Annotated in this window: 17 protein-coding genes; 10 read left to right on the forward strand and 7 right to left on the reverse strand. The window is 67.0% G+C overall.

Translation table 11 applies throughout. The features are described from left to right. The first annotated feature begins 9 nt into the window (after nucleotides 1-9). From RCO38_RS16355 to RCO38_RS16395, 9 genes are read left to right on the forward strand one after another with little or no spacing between them, the layout of a single operon-like run. The gene (locus RCO38_RS16355) at nucleotides 10-441 is read left to right on the forward strand and encodes a GlcG/HbpS family heme-binding protein (protein ID WP_308329411.1); all 432 of its coding nucleotides are present in this window, start codon (nucleotides 10-12) and stop codon (nucleotides 439-441) included. A 25-nt stretch (nucleotides 442-466) separates the two neighbouring features. Continuing rightward, entirely contained in the window at nucleotides 467-1,921 is a 1,455-nt protein-coding gene (locus tag RCO38_RS16360) for a 2-hydroxymuconic semialdehyde dehydrogenase (protein WP_308329412.1), read from the forward strand. Further along, nucleotides 1,918-2,784, forward strand: a complete 867-nt coding sequence (locus tag RCO38_RS16365) for an alpha/beta fold hydrolase (protein WP_308329413.1) — start codon at nucleotides 1,918-1,920, stop codon at nucleotides 2,782-2,784. Before RCO38_RS16360 ends, RCO38_RS16365 begins: the two co-directional genes overlap by 4 nt. Nucleotides 2,785-2,799: 15 nt before the next feature. Then, entirely contained in the window at nucleotides 2,800-3,576 is a 777-nt protein-coding gene (dmpE, locus tag RCO38_RS16370; RefSeq protein WP_308329414.1) for a 2-oxopent-4-enoate hydratase, read from the forward strand. Nucleotides 3,577-3,595: 19 nt separating this feature from the next. Then, the gene (gene dmpH, locus RCO38_RS16375) at nucleotides 3,596-4,384 is read left to right on the forward strand and encodes a 2-oxo-3-hexenedioate decarboxylase (RefSeq protein WP_308329415.1); all 789 of its coding nucleotides are present in this window, start codon (nucleotides 3,596-3,598) and stop codon (nucleotides 4,382-4,384) included. A 19-nt stretch (nucleotides 4,385-4,403) separates the two neighbouring features. Next, nucleotides 4,404-5,318 (forward strand): acetaldehyde dehydrogenase (acetylating), encoded by a 915-nt coding sequence (locus tag RCO38_RS16380; protein ID WP_308329416.1) that lies wholly within the window; start codon nucleotides 4,404-4,406, stop codon nucleotides 5,316-5,318. 16 nt (nucleotides 5,319-5,334) lie between these two features. Then, nucleotides 5,335-6,375: a 4-hydroxy-2-oxovalerate aldolase gene (gene dmpG, locus RCO38_RS16385; RefSeq protein WP_308329417.1), complete on the forward strand. Its 1,041-nt coding sequence runs from the start codon at nucleotides 5,335-5,337 to the stop codon at nucleotides 6,373-6,375. A gap of 13 nt (nucleotides 6,376-6,388) precedes the next feature. Next, complete coding sequence (locus RCO38_RS16390) at nucleotides 6,389-6,580, forward strand: 2-hydroxymuconate tautomerase (protein WP_308329418.1); 192 nt, start codon at nucleotides 6,389-6,391, stop codon at nucleotides 6,578-6,580. Nucleotides 6,581-6,590: 10 nt separating this feature from the next. Further along, the gene (locus RCO38_RS16395) at nucleotides 6,591-7,388 is read left to right on the forward strand and encodes a 2-keto-4-pentenoate hydratase (protein ID WP_308329419.1); all 798 of its coding nucleotides are present in this window, start codon (nucleotides 6,591-6,593) and stop codon (nucleotides 7,386-7,388) included. Nucleotides 7,389-7,616: 228 nt separating this feature from the next. Here the strand turns inward: RCO38_RS16395 and RCO38_RS16400 are convergent, their stop codons facing one another. After that, nucleotides 7,617-8,777 (reverse strand): hypothetical protein, encoded by a 1,161-nt coding sequence (locus RCO38_RS16400; protein WP_308329420.1) that lies wholly within the window; start codon nucleotides 8,775-8,777, stop codon nucleotides 7,617-7,619. A 317-nt stretch (nucleotides 8,778-9,094) separates the two neighbouring features. On the opposite strand from RCO38_RS16400, the gene RCO38_RS16405 reads away from it, so the two are divergent. Continuing rightward, nucleotides 9,095-9,508, forward strand: a complete 414-nt coding sequence (locus tag RCO38_RS16405; RefSeq protein ID WP_308329421.1) for a VOC family protein — start codon at nucleotides 9,095-9,097, stop codon at nucleotides 9,506-9,508. Nucleotides 9,509-9,524: 16 nt separating this feature from the next. Here RCO38_RS16405 and hpaI read toward each other — a convergent pair whose 3' ends face one another. From hpaI to hpaD, 6 genes are read right to left on the reverse strand one after another with little or no spacing between them, the layout of a single operon-like run. Further along, nucleotides 9,525-10,334, reverse strand: a complete 810-nt coding sequence (gene hpaI, locus RCO38_RS16410; protein ID WP_308329422.1) for a 4-hydroxy-2-oxoheptanedioate aldolase — start codon at nucleotides 10,332-10,334, stop codon at nucleotides 9,525-9,527. After that, a complete protein-coding gene (locus RCO38_RS16415; protein WP_308329423.1) occupies nucleotides 10,331-11,362 on the reverse strand; it encodes a 2-dehydropantoate 2-reductase in 1,032 nt (343 codons plus the stop codon). The genes hpaI and RCO38_RS16415 overlap by 4 nt, the downstream gene beginning before the upstream one ends. Continuing rightward, nucleotides 11,359-12,120 (reverse strand): class II aldolase/adducin family protein, encoded by a 762-nt coding sequence (locus tag RCO38_RS16420; protein ID WP_308329424.1) that lies wholly within the window; start codon nucleotides 12,118-12,120, stop codon nucleotides 11,359-11,361. The genes RCO38_RS16415 and RCO38_RS16420 overlap by 4 nt, the downstream gene beginning before the upstream one ends. An 18-nt stretch (nucleotides 12,121-12,138) precedes the next feature. Then, on the reverse strand, nucleotides 12,139-12,966 hold the full coding sequence (gene hpaH, locus RCO38_RS16425; RefSeq protein WP_308329425.1) for a 2-oxo-hept-4-ene-1,7-dioate hydratase: 828 nt from the start codon (nucleotides 12,964-12,966) through the stop codon (nucleotides 12,139-12,141). 7 nt (nucleotides 12,967-12,973) lie between these two features. Next, a complete protein-coding gene (locus RCO38_RS16430; protein WP_308329426.1) occupies nucleotides 12,974-13,420 on the reverse strand; it encodes a 5-carboxymethyl-2-hydroxymuconate isomerase in 447 nt (148 codons plus the stop codon). A gap of 2 nt (nucleotides 13,421-13,422) precedes the next feature. Beyond that, nucleotides 13,423-14,349, reverse strand: a complete 927-nt coding sequence (gene hpaD, locus RCO38_RS16435) for a 3,4-dihydroxyphenylacetate 2,3-dioxygenase (protein ID WP_308329427.1) — start codon at nucleotides 14,347-14,349, stop codon at nucleotides 13,423-13,425. Between the last annotated feature and the right edge of the window lie 239 nt (nucleotides 14,350-14,588).

Raw genomic sequence — 14,588 nt, forward strand, 5'->3', positions numbered from 1 at the left:
CCGCCGGCCATGTCCCTGTCTGTCGACACCTCGCAGATCGGCACCACGGCGGCCCACGCCGCCGTGGCGGCCTCGGTCGGGCACGCGCGCACGCTGGGCATCGCCATCAACGTGGCGGTGGTCGACGGCAGCGGCACGCTGATGGCTTTCCTGCGCATGAACGGCGCCTTCCTGCATTCGATCGACATCGCCATCGACAAGGCCTACACCGCGGCCAGCTTCGGTTTCCCCACCTCGAAGTGGGGCGGTGTGATCGGCGACGACGAGCTGCTGCGCATCGGCCTGAACCAGCGCCAGCGGCTCGTGCTGTTCGGCGGCGGATTGCCGCTGGTCGAGAACGGCCGCGGCATCGGCGGCATCGGTGTCTCCGGCGGTTCGGCCGAGCAGGACGAAGCCTGCGCCGCCGCCGGTCTGACCGCCCTGGGTCTGGCCCACCCCTGATTTCCAACTCCCGCCCTGTGCTCCCATGAAACAGTTCCACAACTTCATCAACGGCGAATTCGTCGCCACCGACAAGACCTTCGAGAAGCGTGCGCCCGCCACCAACGCCGTGATCGGCCAGGTGCACGAGGCCGGCCAGCGCGAGGTCGACGCCGCCGTGGCCGCGGGCCGCGCCGCGCTCCAGGGCGAGTGGGGCCGGATGAGCGTGGTCCGGCGCGCCGAGCTGCTGCACGCGGTGGCCGACGAGATCAACCGCCGCTTCGACGACTTCCTCGCCGCCGAGCTCGCCGACACCGGCAAGCCGCGCTCGCTGGCCTCGCACATCGACATCCCGCGCGGCGCGGCCAACTTCAAGATCTTCGCGGACATCGTCAAGAACGTGCCAACCGAGAGCTTCCAGATGACCACGCCCGACGGTGGCACGGCCATCAGCTACGGCGTGCGCACCCCCCTGGGTGTCGTCGGCGTGATCTGCCCCTGGAACCTGCCGCTGCTGCTGATGACCTGGAAGGTCGGCCCGGCGCTGGCCTGTGGCAACACCGTGATCGTCAAGCCCTCCGAAGAAACGCCCGCCACCGCCACCCTGCTGGGCGAGGTGATGAACGCGGTTGGCGTTCCCAAGGGCGTGTACCAGGTGCTGCACGGCTTCGGCCCCGGCTCGGCCGGCGAGTTCATCACGAAGCATCCGGGCGTCAACGGCATCACCTTCACCGGCGAGACCCGCACCGGCGAGGCCATCATGGCCGCGGCCGCCAAGGGCGTGCGCCCGGTGTCCTTCGAACTCGGCGGCAAGAACGCCGGCATCGTGTTCGCCGACGCCGACTTCGACAAGGCGGTGGCCGGCATCACGCGCAGCGCGTTCGAGAACTGCGGCCAGGTGTGCCTGGGCACCGAACGCGTCTACGTGCAGCGCCCGATCTTCGACAGGTTCGTCGCGGCGCTCAAGGAAAAGGCCGAGGGCCTGAAGATCGGCGGCCCCGACACCCCCGGCGTGGGTCTGGGTCCGCTGATCTCGGCCGAGCACAAGGCCAAGGTGCTGTCGTACTACGCCAAGGCCAAGGCCGAGGGCGCGACCGTGGTCACCGGCGGCGGCACGCCCGTCATGGACGGCGAGTACGCCCACGGCCACTTCGTGCAGCCCACCATCTGGACCGGCCTGCCCGAGGGCGCCAGCGTGATCCGCGAAGAGATCTTCGGCCCCTGCTGCCACATCGCGCCCTTCGACACCGAAGAGGAAGCCGTCGCCCTGGCCAACGCCACCGACTACGGCCTGGCCACCACCGTCTGGACGCAGGACCTGGGCAAGGCCCACCGCATGGCCGCGGCCATCGAGGTCGGCCTGTGCTGGATCAACAGCTGGTTCCTGCGCGACCTGCGCACCGCCTTCGGCGGCAGCAAGGCCAGCGGCATCGGCCGCGAGGGCGGTGTGCATTCGCTCGAGTTCTATACCGAGCTGCGCAACGTGATGGTGAAGCTGTGAACGCACCGCACAACCCCGAAATCGCCCGCAGCGTCCGCACGGGCGCCTTCAACTCCAACGTGCACGACCTCGGCGCCTCGAAGCCGGGCCAGCCGCCGGTGCTGTTCATCCACGGCTCCGGCCCCGGCGTCAGCGCCTGGGCCAACTGGCGCCTGGCGATGCCCGTCATCGCACAGGACCGGCGGGTCATCGCGCCCGACATGGTGGGCTTCGGCCACACCGACCGGCCGTCGAACATCACCTACCACATGGACACCTGGGTGCAGCAGGCGCTGGACCTCCTGGACGCGCTGGGCATCGAACAGGCCGACGTGGTGGGCAACAGCTTTGGCGGCGCGCTCTCGCTGGCACTGGCCATCCGCGCACCGCAGCGTGTGCGCCGGCTGGTGCTCATGGGCTCGGTCGGTGTGCCCTTCCCCATCACGCCCGGCCTGGATGCCGTGTGGGGCTACGAGCCCTCGCTGGCGACCATGAAAAAGCTGCTGGACATCTTTGCGTTCAGCCGCGCGCTGGTGACCGACGAGCTGGCCGAACTGCGTTACCAGGCCAGCATCCACCCCGGTTTCCAGGAGTCGTTTTCGGCCATGTTCCCGGCCCCGCGCCAGCGCTGGGTCGACGCCATGGCCAGCCCCGAAGCGGCCATCCGCGCGCTGCCGCACGAGACCCTGATCGTGCACGGCCGCGAAGACCGGGTGATCCCGCTGCAGAACTCGCTCACGCTGAGCCAGTGGATCCCCCACAGCCAGCTGCACGTCTTCGGCCACTGCGGCCACTGGACGCAGATCGAACACGCGGCGCGCTTCGCGCAGCTGGTCGCGAACTTCCTCGAAGAAGCGGACGCCCAGGCCGACAAGACCTCTTAACAAGACACCCACACCATGATCTCCATCGAAACCCTGGGCGACGAGCTCTACACCGCGCTGCGCGACCGGCAGGTCGTCGATCCGCTGTCCAACCGCTTCCCCGACATCACCATCGAGCAGGCCTACCGCATCCAGGAGCGCATGCTGCAGCGCCGCCTGCAGGACGGCGAGCGCATCGTGGGCAAGAAGATCGGCGTGACCTCGGCGGCGGTGATGAACATGCTGGGCGTGCACCAGCCCGACTTCGGCTACCTGACCGACGCCATGGTGGTCAACCAGGGCGAGGCCATTGACATCTCGACCCTGATCCAGCCCAAGGCCGAGGGCGAGATCGCCTTCCTGCTCAAGCGCGACCTGATGGGCCCGGGCGTGGGCGTGTCGGACGTGCTGGCCGCGACCGAGTGCGTGATGCCCTGCTTCGAGATCGTCGACTCGCGCATCCGCGACTGGAAGATCAAGATCACCGACACCGTGGCCGACAACGCGTCCTGCGGCGTGTTCGTGCTGGGCGACCGCGCGGTCAGCCCGCTGGCGCTGGACCTGCAGACCTGCGGCATGGTGCTGGAGAAAAACGGCGAGGTCGTGGCCACCGGCGCCGGCGCCGCGGCCCTGGGCTCGCCGCTCAACGCCGTGGCCTGGCTGGCCAACACCATGGGCCGCCTGGGCATTCCGCTCAAGGCCGGCGAGGTCGTGCTCTCGGGCGCGCTGGCCGCCATGTTCCCGGCCGCCAAGGGCGACTTCTTCCGCGTCTCCATCGGCGGGCTGGGCGAGTGCTCGGTGCGCTTCCACTGAACCCGCGGAGCACACCACCATGACACTCGACAAAGCCACCGTCGACGCCCTGGCCGAACACCTGGAACGCTGCCAGCTGCAGGCCAAGGACACCCACAAGATCACCGACGACCACCCGGACATGGACTGGGCCGACGCCTACGCGATCCAGGCCGCCCTCCTCGCGCGCAAGCAGGCGCGCGGCCTCAAGCTCGCGGGCCTCAAGGCCGGGCTGACCTCGTTCGCCAAGATGAAGCAGATGGGCGTGAGCTCGCCCGTGTTCGGCTTCATGACCGAGGACTATGCCGTGCCGCACGGCGGCGAGGTGAAGACCAGCGAACTCATCCACCCCAAGGTCGAACCCGAGATCGCCTTCGTGCTCAAGCGCGCGCTCAAGGGCCCGGGCTGCCACATGGGCACCGTGCTGGCCGCGACCGACTTCGTGCTGCCCGGCATCGAGGTGATCGACAGCCGCTACCGCGACTTCAAGTTCGACCTCAAGAGCGTGATCGCCGACAACACCTCGGCCGCGCGCTTCGTGGTCGGCGGACAGCCGATGAAGGTGGACGACCAGGATCTGCGCACCGTCGGCATCGTGATGGAGAAGAACGGCCAGCCCGTGGCCTTCGGCGCCGGCGCCGCCGTGCTCGGCCACCCGGCCACCGCGATTGCGATGCTGGCCAACCACCTGGGCGCGCGCGGCGAAGAGATCCCCGCCGGCACGCTGATTTTGTCCGGCGGCATCACCGAGGCCGTGTCCGTCGCCGCGGGCGACTCTGTGACTCTAAAAGTCCAGGGCATGGGCAGCACCGGCTTGCGCTTCGTCTGAGATTCAGAAAAGGAAACCCATGAGCAAGAAGATCAAGTGCGCCCTCATCGGGCCCGGCAACATCGGCACCGACCTGCTGGCCAAGCTGCAGCGCAGCCCGGTGCTCGAACCCGTGTGGATGGTCGGCATCGACCCCCAATCCGACGGCCTCAAGCGCGCCAAGGAGATGGGCATCAAGACCACCGCCGACGGCGTGGACGGCCTGATCCCGCACATGAAGGCCGATGGTGTGCAGATCGTGTTCGACGCCACCAGCGCCTATGTGCACGCCGAGAACTCGCGCAAGGTCAATGAGCAGGGCGCGATGATGATCGACCTCACGCCCGCCGCCATCGGCCCCTACTGCGTGCCGCCGGTGAACCTGAAACAGCATGTCGGCCAGCGCGAGATGAACGTGAACATGGTCACCTGCGGCGGCCAGGCCACCATTCCGATGGTGTATGCCGTGTCTCGGGTTCAGCCCGTGGCCTACGGCGAGATCGTCGCCACCGTGTCCAGCAAATCGGTCGGCCCCGGCACGCGCAAGAACATCGACGAGTTCACCCGCACCACGGCCGGCGCGGTCGAGAAGGTGGGCGGCGCGAAAAAGGGCAAGGCCATCATCGTGATCAACCCGGCCGAGCCGCCGCTGATCATGCGCGACACGGTGCACTGCCTGGTCGAAGGCACGCCCGACGAGGCCGCCATCACGAAGTCGGTCCACGACATGATCCGTGAAGTGCAGAAGTACGTGCCGGGCTACAAGCTGGTCAACGGCCCGGTCTTCGACGGCAACCGCGTCTCGGTCTACATGGAGGTCGAGGGCCTGGGCGACTACCTGCCCAAGTACGCCGGCAACCTGGACATCATGACCGCCGCCGCCGCGCGCACCGCGGAAATGTTCGCGGAGGAGATTCTTAAAGGCGAACTGGTCCTCGAACCGGTCGCCGCCTGAAGTGGAGCACCCCGCCATGAGCCAGCAAAAAATCACCCTGCACGACATGACCCTGCGCGACGGGATGCACCCCAAGCGCCACCTGATGACGCTCGACCAGATGAGAGCAATAGCCTGCGGCCTGGACGCCGCCGGTGTGCCGCTGATCGAGGTGACCCACGGCGACGGCCTGGGCGGCTCCAGCGTCAACTACGGCTTCCCGGCCCACTCCGACGAGGAGTACCTGGGCACCGTGATCCCGCTGATGAAGCAGGCCAAGGTCTCGGCCCTGCTGCTGCCTGGCATCGGCACCGTCGACCACCTGAAGATGGCGCACGGCCTGGGCGTGCACACCATCCGCGTGGCCACGCACTGCACCGAAGCCGACGTGAGCGAACAGCACATCACCTACGCGCGAAAGCTCGACATGGACACCGTCGGCTTTTTGATGATGGCCCACATGAACAGCCCAGAAGGCCTGGTGAAACAGGCCAAGCTGATGGAAGGCTACGGCGCCAACTGCATCTACATCACCGACTCGGCCGGCTACATGCTGCCCGCTGACGTGAAGGCCCGCCTGCAGGCCGTGCGCGACGCGCTCAAGCCCGAGACCGAGCTGGGCTTCCACGGCCACCACAACCTGGCCATGGGCGTGGCCAACTCGGTCGCCGCCATCGAGTGCGGGGCCACCCGCATCGACGCCGCCGCCGCCGGCCTGGGCGCGGGCGCGGGCAACACGCCGATGGAAGTGCTGGTCGCCGTGCTCGACCGCATGGGCGTGCAGACCGGCGTGGACGTCTGGAAGATCCAGGACGTGGCCGAAGACCTCGTCACGCCCATCATGGACTTCCCGATCCGCATCGACCGCGACGCGCTCACGCTGGGCTACGCCGGCGTTTACGGCAGCTTCCTGCTGTTCGCCAAACGCGCCGCGGTCAAGTACGGCCTGTCGGCGCGCGACATCCTGGTCGAGCTCGGCCGCAAGAAGATGGTCGGCGGCCAGGAAGACATGATCGAAGACACCGCCATGACCATGGCGCGCGAGCGCGACGCCCGCGACCAGCGGCGCGCCGCCTGAGGAGGGACACACCATGCCATTCGCCCAGATCTACATGCTCGAAGGCCGCACGCCCGAGCAGAAGAAGGCCGTGATCGAGAAGGTCACCCAGGCGCTGCACGAGGCCACCGACGCGAAGAAGGAAGCCATCCGCGTCTGGATCCACGAGATGCCCAAGGAGAACTGGGGCATCGCCGGCGTGTCGGCGAAAGACCTGGGGCGCTAGGGTCCGCGCCATGCGCACGCCCGGCGCGGTGGCCGCCGCCGAACGCATCTGGGCCGCCCGCCAGGCCGGGCGCACCTTGGACGCCGAGGCCACCATCGGCACGCCCGACCTCGCCACCTCCTACGCCATCCAGCGCGCGCTGCTCGGCCTGCGCCTGGCCGCCGGCGAACGCGTGGTCGGGTGGAAGCTGGGCTACACGTCGGAAGTGATGCGCCGCCAGATGGGCATAGCCCGGCCCAACATCGGGCCGCTGACCGACTGGATGCTGCTCGGCTCGGGCGACGCGGTGCATCAGCGCCTGGTGCAGCCGCGGGTTGAACCCGAGATCGGGCTGCGCCTGAAGACCGCCCTCGACGCGCGGCAGGCGCCCGTCGACCGCCACACCGTGGCCGCCGCCGTGGAAGGCGCCTACGCCTGCCTCGAAGTCGTGCACTCCACCTGGACCGGCTACCGCTTCAACCTCGAACAGAACACCGCCGACAACTCCTCCGCCGGCCAGGTCGTCATCGGGCCGCGCCTGCCGTTGACCGACCTGATGGCGCTCGACACCGTGGCGGTGCGCCTGCACGACGGCAGCGGCCACACGCTGGGCCAGGGCGTGGGCGCCGACGCCGACGGCCACCCGCTGGACGCGGTGGCGCGGCTGGCGCGGGAGCTGGCTGCGTTCGGTCAGTGGCTGGAGGCGGGGGATTGGGTGATCACGGGTGGGTTGACGAAGGCTTGTGCGCTCGAGCTGGGTGGGCGATTGGTGGGGGTGTTTTCTGCGGGGGAGGCTTGGTCGGTTGAGGCGTCTGTTCAGCGGCTGTGAAACGACACCCGGAAGGCGCGGCTCGCCTGCGCATCAATTCAATCAACGAACGCCTCAACGAAAGGCGCCAATGCAGCGACGGCGGACGCCTGCAATCTTGCGTCCAGACGCGATGTCTCAGCCGCAAGCGGCTCTCATCGCCACCCGTAGTTTTTTAGGGACCTTGTTCACTTCAATCTCCACCTTGCTGTTAGGCGCTAGGTGGGCACAGTGCAGCCTTGTCAAACTCTAGAACGGAATGTCGTCGTCGGGCAGCAGTTCGATAGGTCCGGAGTACCTATAGATATCTCGGACGATGCGCCTGAGATGCTCCATGAAGTGGGTGCTTTCACGCAGTCGCTGGATTACCGGCTCATCTAGTGTCAACAGAATCGCAACGCCGGCCGGACTGTGTGCGACACGGAGCCAGTCGCTTCCTTCCGGTCGCTCAGAACTTCCCCAAACCGAAACATAAAGGGCCAAGCGGCGTGCCAGTTCAGGAACGAGGGCATCTCGTCGGTCCGGTGTTGACAGCACTGTCTCGAAAAAGGTCCGCACCTTTGCATCGAAGTGCACTCGATTGAAATCGTGAACTCCTCCCAGTTCTTGAAGAAGCTGTGCGAACGCGGGGCGCGTACAGAACTCTATGCGGGCCGAAAAATCTTTCCCGCCAAGCATGGTCCGCGCAAAGTGGCGATATCTCTCTACCTTGCGAACTAACGGGGGCGTATCTGCTTTGAAGGCAGCTTCATAGAGGTCGCCATCAAGCAGCTGTACGAGGTTGAACTGATATACCAGCCGCTCGGCACTTGACCCTTTCCGCTGTTGGACGGACTGGGTCTCATACACGAGTGCCTTGAGAAGCGACATGGCCCCTTCATACATGCTCGAATCTCCGTTTGCGCGGAAGCGCGGCGGCATGACTCCCTTGTCGCGCTCTCCCCCCTTCTGGACGGTATCGAACTCATGCAGCGCAAAGACTTCTTGGGGGCTATCTGATGCCCAATTTTTGAGTCCGGTCGCGTCCGCAAGAGTGAAGTATTCGAGTCCCCATGCGGGCTTCTCGACCTCGTGGCGAACAACGTCATAGTTGGACCAAACAGCCACGGGCGGGTAGGGGTACCAGTTTGAATTTCGGCCGGGCCACGGCCGGGTCAGAAGCACCCAAGGCTTCCCAGTCCGAGCTTTGCAACTGATGAGCACTGCAGTTACGGTGACTACCTCGCTACCCTTGCTATAGCGGTAGCACAAGAGGTCCATCTCCCGCGTCTTCTCTTCCTCGGGGTCGATATAGAGCCGATTGCTCCGCGTGTTCCAGCCCTGCGCCTGTGCGGTAGTGAAGGCGAAGTGCTCAAAAGGGAAGCCGGTTTGATTGAGCGCGTGAGACAGCGCCAGTTCTACCTCATCCATAAACTCATTCCTCCTGGTCGCATTGTTCATATGCAGGGCTCGACCGCCGCAGGCATTGGCATGCGCCCTTTCTGCCCATTGCCCGTGTAGGAGGACCATCGTTCCTCACTACTGTGTCATCCGCCATCAATCTTAGGAGGCACCGAACAGCGGACGCCAACGGCTGCATCAACCTTGTGCGCACTTCGGTCGCGGTCAGATGAAGCGCTGCTACTGATAGGAGCCGAGCGGACCACGCAAGCCCTTCCTCAAATAACTGTATACATGTACAGTTTTGCGGTGCGATCTTGCACGCCACACCCACTCAAGGACCCCACATGCTCGACCACATGACGTTCCGCGTGACGGACATTGCCAAGGCCAAGGCCTTCTACAGCGCGGCCCTCGCGCCGCTGGGCTATAGCGTCTGTTTTGAAGGGAACTACGGTTCCAACATGATCGGCTTTGCCTACCCGGACGCCGCCGAGCCCGACGGCAAGAAGGCCGACGTGTGGTTCATCGACGGGCCTTCGCCCTACGGCGGGCCGGCGGCAACATCGGGTTGCCATCTGGCATGGCGCGCCAGCAGCCGCGCACAGGTGGACGCCTTCTACAAGGCGGCCCTGGCCGCTGGCGGCAAAGACAACGGCGCGCCCGGCCTGCGTCCGGATTACCACCCCAACTACTACGGCGCCTTCGTGATCGACCCGGAGGGCAACAACATCGAAGCCGTCTGCCACCTGCCCGAGTGAGCGGCGCCGGGGGCGCTCAGTAGCCCCCGGATGAGGACGGTACTTTGGCCACCGCCCCGGCGCCAAAGCGGTGCACCAACCCAGTTGCCGCCTTCACCAGCAGCGTCGTGTCCACCCCCACCGCCACAAACAGCGCGCCCGCGTCGAGGTACTGCTGCGCCAACGCAGGGTCGGTGGCGAGGATGCCGGCGGCCTTGCCGGCGGCGCGCACGGTGGCGATGCCGTCGAGGATGACTTTCTGCACCTCGGGGTGGCCGGGCTGGCCGCGGTGGCCCATGCTGGCCGAGAGGTCGGCCGGGCCGAAGAACACGCCGTCCACGCCCTCGGTCTCGGCAATGGCCTTGAGGTTGTTCACCGCGGTCACGGTTTCGGCCTGCACCAGCAGGCACATCTGGCCGTTGGCCTGGTTGAGGTAGTCATCGACCTGGTTCCAGCGCGAGGCGCGAGCGAGCGCCGCGCCCATGCCGCGGATGCCTTCGGGTGGGTAGCGCATGGCCTGGACCATGAGTGCGGCCTGCTCGGCGGTGTCGACCATGGGGATCAGCAGGGTCTGCGCGCCGATGTCGAGGTACTGCTTGACCAGGGCAACGTCGGCCTGCACCGCGCGCACGACGGCGTGGGTCTTGCCGTAGGGGGCGATGGCGCGCAGCTGGTCGAGTGCGGTGCGAGGGTCGTTGGGCGCGTGTTCGCCGTCGATGAGCAGCCAGTCGAAGCCGCAGCCGGCCAGGGCCTCGGCCACGTCGGGCGAGGCGAAGCCGACCCAGCAGCCGATCTGGGGTTTGCCGGCCTTGAGGGCGTCGCGAAAGGTGTTCTGGGGGATCTTCATTGCGGTGTCTTGGCCGGTTCGGGGTAGAGCTGCTTCATCTGCCCCATGAGGCGCGTGAGGCCCATGAGCGCGTCCATGCTCGGCGTCGCTTCGCCCAGATGCTGCCCGATCTCGCGCACGGCGCCCACCAGCGCGTCGAGTTCGATGGGGCGGCCGGCTTCCACGTCCTGCAGCATCGAGGTCTTGAACGAGCCGAGCTTGCGCGTTACGGCGTGGCGGTCTTCGGGTTGCTGGTCGATGGGGATGCCGATGCGCGCGCCGATGGTCTGCGCTTCGCGCATCACGGCGCTGCAGAAGCCGCGCACGAGGTCGTCGTCCAGGATGCGGTCACAGGGCGCGCCGGTGAGGGCCGAGACCGGGTTCATGGTCATGTTGCCCCAGAGCTTGAACCAGATGTCGCGCTGGATACGCTCGCTGACGGTGACGCCGAAACCGGCCGCACCCAGCAGCTCGGCAACGGCCTGCACGCGCGGGGTCACGCCGCCGGCCGGCTCGCCGAGGATGAGCTGGTTGTTCTTGATGCGTTCGATGCGCGCGGGCTGGGGCGCGGCGGCGCTGGCGTGCACCACGCAGCCGATGACCTGGGATGTGGGGATGTTCGCAGCGGTGACGCCGCCGGGGTCCACCGCGTTGAGCTGCAGACCCGCGGCTTCGCCGGGCAGGCCGTCGAAGAACCACCAGGGCACGCCGTTCATCGCCACCAGCACGGTGGTTTGCGGCCCCATGAGCGCGCGCACGGCGGGCGCGACCTGCGGCATGGCCGGGCCCTTGACCGAGACGATGACCAGGTCCTGCACGCCCAGGCTCGCAGGGTCGTCGCTGGCGTTCACCGCGACGGTGTGTTCGGCGCCATCGGCATCCACCCACACCAGGCCGCGCTGATTCAGCGCCCGCAGCGTGTCGCCACGCGCCACAGCCGAGAGCTGGATCTGCCCGGCCGGCAGGCGCGAACCGAGCCAGCTGGCGAACAGGCCGCCGATGGCGCCAACGCCGACCACAGCCACTTTCTGAAGCTTCAAGTCGCTCATGCGCGGTACCCCGGGTCGATGCGGTCGATCAGACGCTGCATGGCGGCGAAAGAGTCTTCGCCGGCGCCGAACTTGGGGTTGAAGTTGAGCGAGTCTCGCACGCAGCCTTCGAGCACCGGCATCGGAATCGCGCGCTGTGGGCCGAGCGCGGCCGTGGCCACCTGGACCTCGCAGGCGCGCTGCAGCAGCCACAGGAGGTTGAAGGCTTGAGGCAGCGTGTGGCCGATGACGACGGGACCGTGGTTGCGCAGCAGCAGCACGCGCTTGCCTCCGGCCGACGCGAGGATGCGCGCGCCCTCTTCGCGGTGCACGGTGATGCCCTCGAAGTCGTGATAGGCCACCTGGCCGTGCAGCTGCGCGGCGTAGAAGTTGGTGTAACTCAGGCCTTCTTCGCTGCAGCACACGGCCATGGTCGGCGTGGTGTGCACGTGCATCACGCAGTGCGCGTCGGGCAGGGCGGCATGGATGGCGCCGTGGAAGGTGAAGCCGGCCGGGTTGATCGGCCAGTCGTCGTTGCCGATGATGTTGCCGTCCACGTCCACCTTGACCAGGTTGGACGCGGTGACTTCGGTGTAGTGCAGGCCGAAGGGGTTGATGAGGAAGTGGTCGTCCGGTCCGGGGACTCGGAGGGAGATGTGGTTGTAGATCAGCTCGGCCCAGCCCAGGTGGGCAAAGATGCGGTAGCAGGCGGCGAGCTGCACGCGCGCCTGCCATTCGGCGTCGCTGAAGCGGGCGGGTTTGAGGAAGGCGTCGGCCATGGGGTCTCTTTCGGTCGATCAGATGAACTTGAACTTCAGGCAGCCGAGCGGGCCGTAGTCCGCCTCGAACAGGTCGCCCGCTTTCGCCGCCACGGGCCGCGTGAAGCTGCCCGCGAGCACGATTTCGCCGGCCTGCAGCGTCTCTCCCCAGGGCGCGAGCTTGTTGGCCAGCCAGGCGATGCCGATGGCCGGGTCGCCCTGCACGCCCGCGGCCAGGCCGGTCTCTTCGACGGCGCCGTTCTGCCGCAGGATGGCGCCGCACCAGGGGCGGTTGGTGCTGCGCGGGTCGGCCTTGAACGCGGGGTCGCCCGCGCCGATGACGATGCCGGCGTTGGCTGCGTTGTCGCTGATGGTGTCGTAGACCTTGCGCATCACTTTGGTGTGGCGGTCGAACTGCTCGATGCGCGCGTCGATGATTTCGATGGCGGGGGTGATGTACTCGGTGGCGGCCAGCACGTCTTCCACGGTCACGTTGGGGCCGGCCAGCGGCGCCTTGAGCACGAAGGCCAGCTCGACCTCGACGCGCGGTGCGATGAAGTTCCGGGTCGGGATCTCCAGCACCTCGCCGGCCTGGGCGGTGTAGAGCATGTCGTCGAGCAGGGTTCCGTAGTCGGGCTCGTCGATCTGGCTGCTGATCTGCATGGCGCGGCTGGTCAGGCCGATCTTGTGGCCGATGACTTGTCTGCCGGCAGCCCTTTCCAGATCCACCCAGGCGCGGCCGATGCGGTAGCCGTCTTCAATCGTCATGCCGGGGTGGCGTTTGGAAAAGTGCTCGACCTGGGTGCGGGTCTGCTGGGAGCGCTGCAGCTCGGCGGCGAGCTGCTGAACGAGGGCGTCGTCGAACATGGCTTCTTTATGTCCTGTTGAAGAGCGGGTGCAGGGAACTGTTCTTGGCGTCGAAGACCTCGTGGCCTTCGTCCACCTGCACGGTGATGCCGATGGGGCGCCTGGCCAGCTGTTCGGCAAAGCGTTCTTTCACCACGGCGTTCAGGGCCTCGCCCACGCGCTGGTGCACCACGGCGCTGCGGCCCTTGGCCATGCGCACGTTCATGTAGACGAAGGCGTAGTCGCCACCCAGCCCGGCCGCGATGCCCGCCGCGCCACCGTCGGACACCGCGCAATGCGCGGCGGGGTAGGCCAGCACGCGCGTGCCGCCGGTGGGAAAGACCTGGCGGTCCTGCTCGTCGCGCACCGCGAGCATCGCGTCGGCCAGCGCGCGGCACAGGCCGCCCATGTCGACGCCGCCTTGTGAGGCGGGCTTGTCGAGGTTGGGGGTGTAGAGGATGACGAGGTGGGGCATGTTCAGAGCCTCGTGGCGATGGTGGAGAAGCCGTCGGCGCGCGAGGCCACGGGCTGCGGGATGGCCGATCCGCTGACCGGCAGCACCGGGAACAGCGCGTTGATCTGGCCGGTGCCGCTGGCGCCGAAGTACGGCGTGATCACTTCGGCCTGGCCGGTGTATTCGCTCCAGCCCAGCACGCCGAGCATCATGGCCGTGTCGTGCATGAAGCCCTCGCCGTGGCCCTTGGCGGCGTACTCGGGCAGCATCTCGCAGAAGTCCTTCCACTCGCCGGCCTGCCACATGCGCACGACCTCGTCGTCCAGGTGTTGCAGGAAGGGGCTCCAGACCTTGAAGGCGAATTCGGGCGCGAGGCCGTTCTGCGCGAAGCGGTGGCTGAGCGAGCCGCTGGCGAGGAAGGCGACGGTGCCGTCGTAGTGGTCTTCGACGGCCTTGCGCATGGCCCAGCCCAGGCGTGCGCTGTCGTTGAGGTAGTGCGAGGTGCACAGGGCCGAGACCGAGACCGCCTTGAAGTGCTGGTCGGCGTTCATGTAGCGCATGGGCACGAGGGTGCCGTATTCGGGCTGCAGCGTGGTGGCGTGGTGGGCCAGGGTTTCGACGCCGTGTTCGTTGGCGACTTTGGCGAGCAGTTGGCCGAGTTCGGGGTTGCCGGGGATGGCGTAGCCCATGTTGCTGATGAAGTGCGGCAGTTCGTTGCTGGTGTAGGTGCCTTGCCAGTGTTCGGCGCAGTTGAGGTGGTAGGTGGCGTTGACGAGCCAGTGGGTGTCGAAGACGACGATGGTGTCGACGCCGAGTTCCTTGCAGCGGCGTGCGATTTCGGTGTGGCCGTCGATGGCGTCCTGGCGGGTGCCTTTGCGGGGGCCGTCGAGTTCGCTGAGGTACATCGAGGGGACGTGGGTGATCTTGCCGACCAGTGCTACTTTGCCCATTTGGCTTGTCTCCTGTCTTGTGCGTTGTCTTGGCTGACGTTTGTGGTGGAAGGCGAGGTGGGTGGTGTACCTCCGCTCATGTCCCCCGGTCTGCGCTGCGCGCAGCCCTCCTCCTTTACTTCGCTGCGGCACACCACCCTCCTCGCCTTCTCGCTGCGCATCGGCGCTCCACTGGTTCGCGCCCACGTTGCTTCTGGCTTGGAGGACCGGGGTACCCGGTGCAGCGAAGTAAAGGAGGA

Origin of the sequence: Hydrogenophaga pseudoflava, assembly GCF_031020795.1 — a bacterium.
GTDB classification, from domain to species: Bacteria; Pseudomonadota; Gammaproteobacteria; order Burkholderiales; family Burkholderiaceae_C; genus Hydrogenophaga; species Hydrogenophaga pseudoflava_A.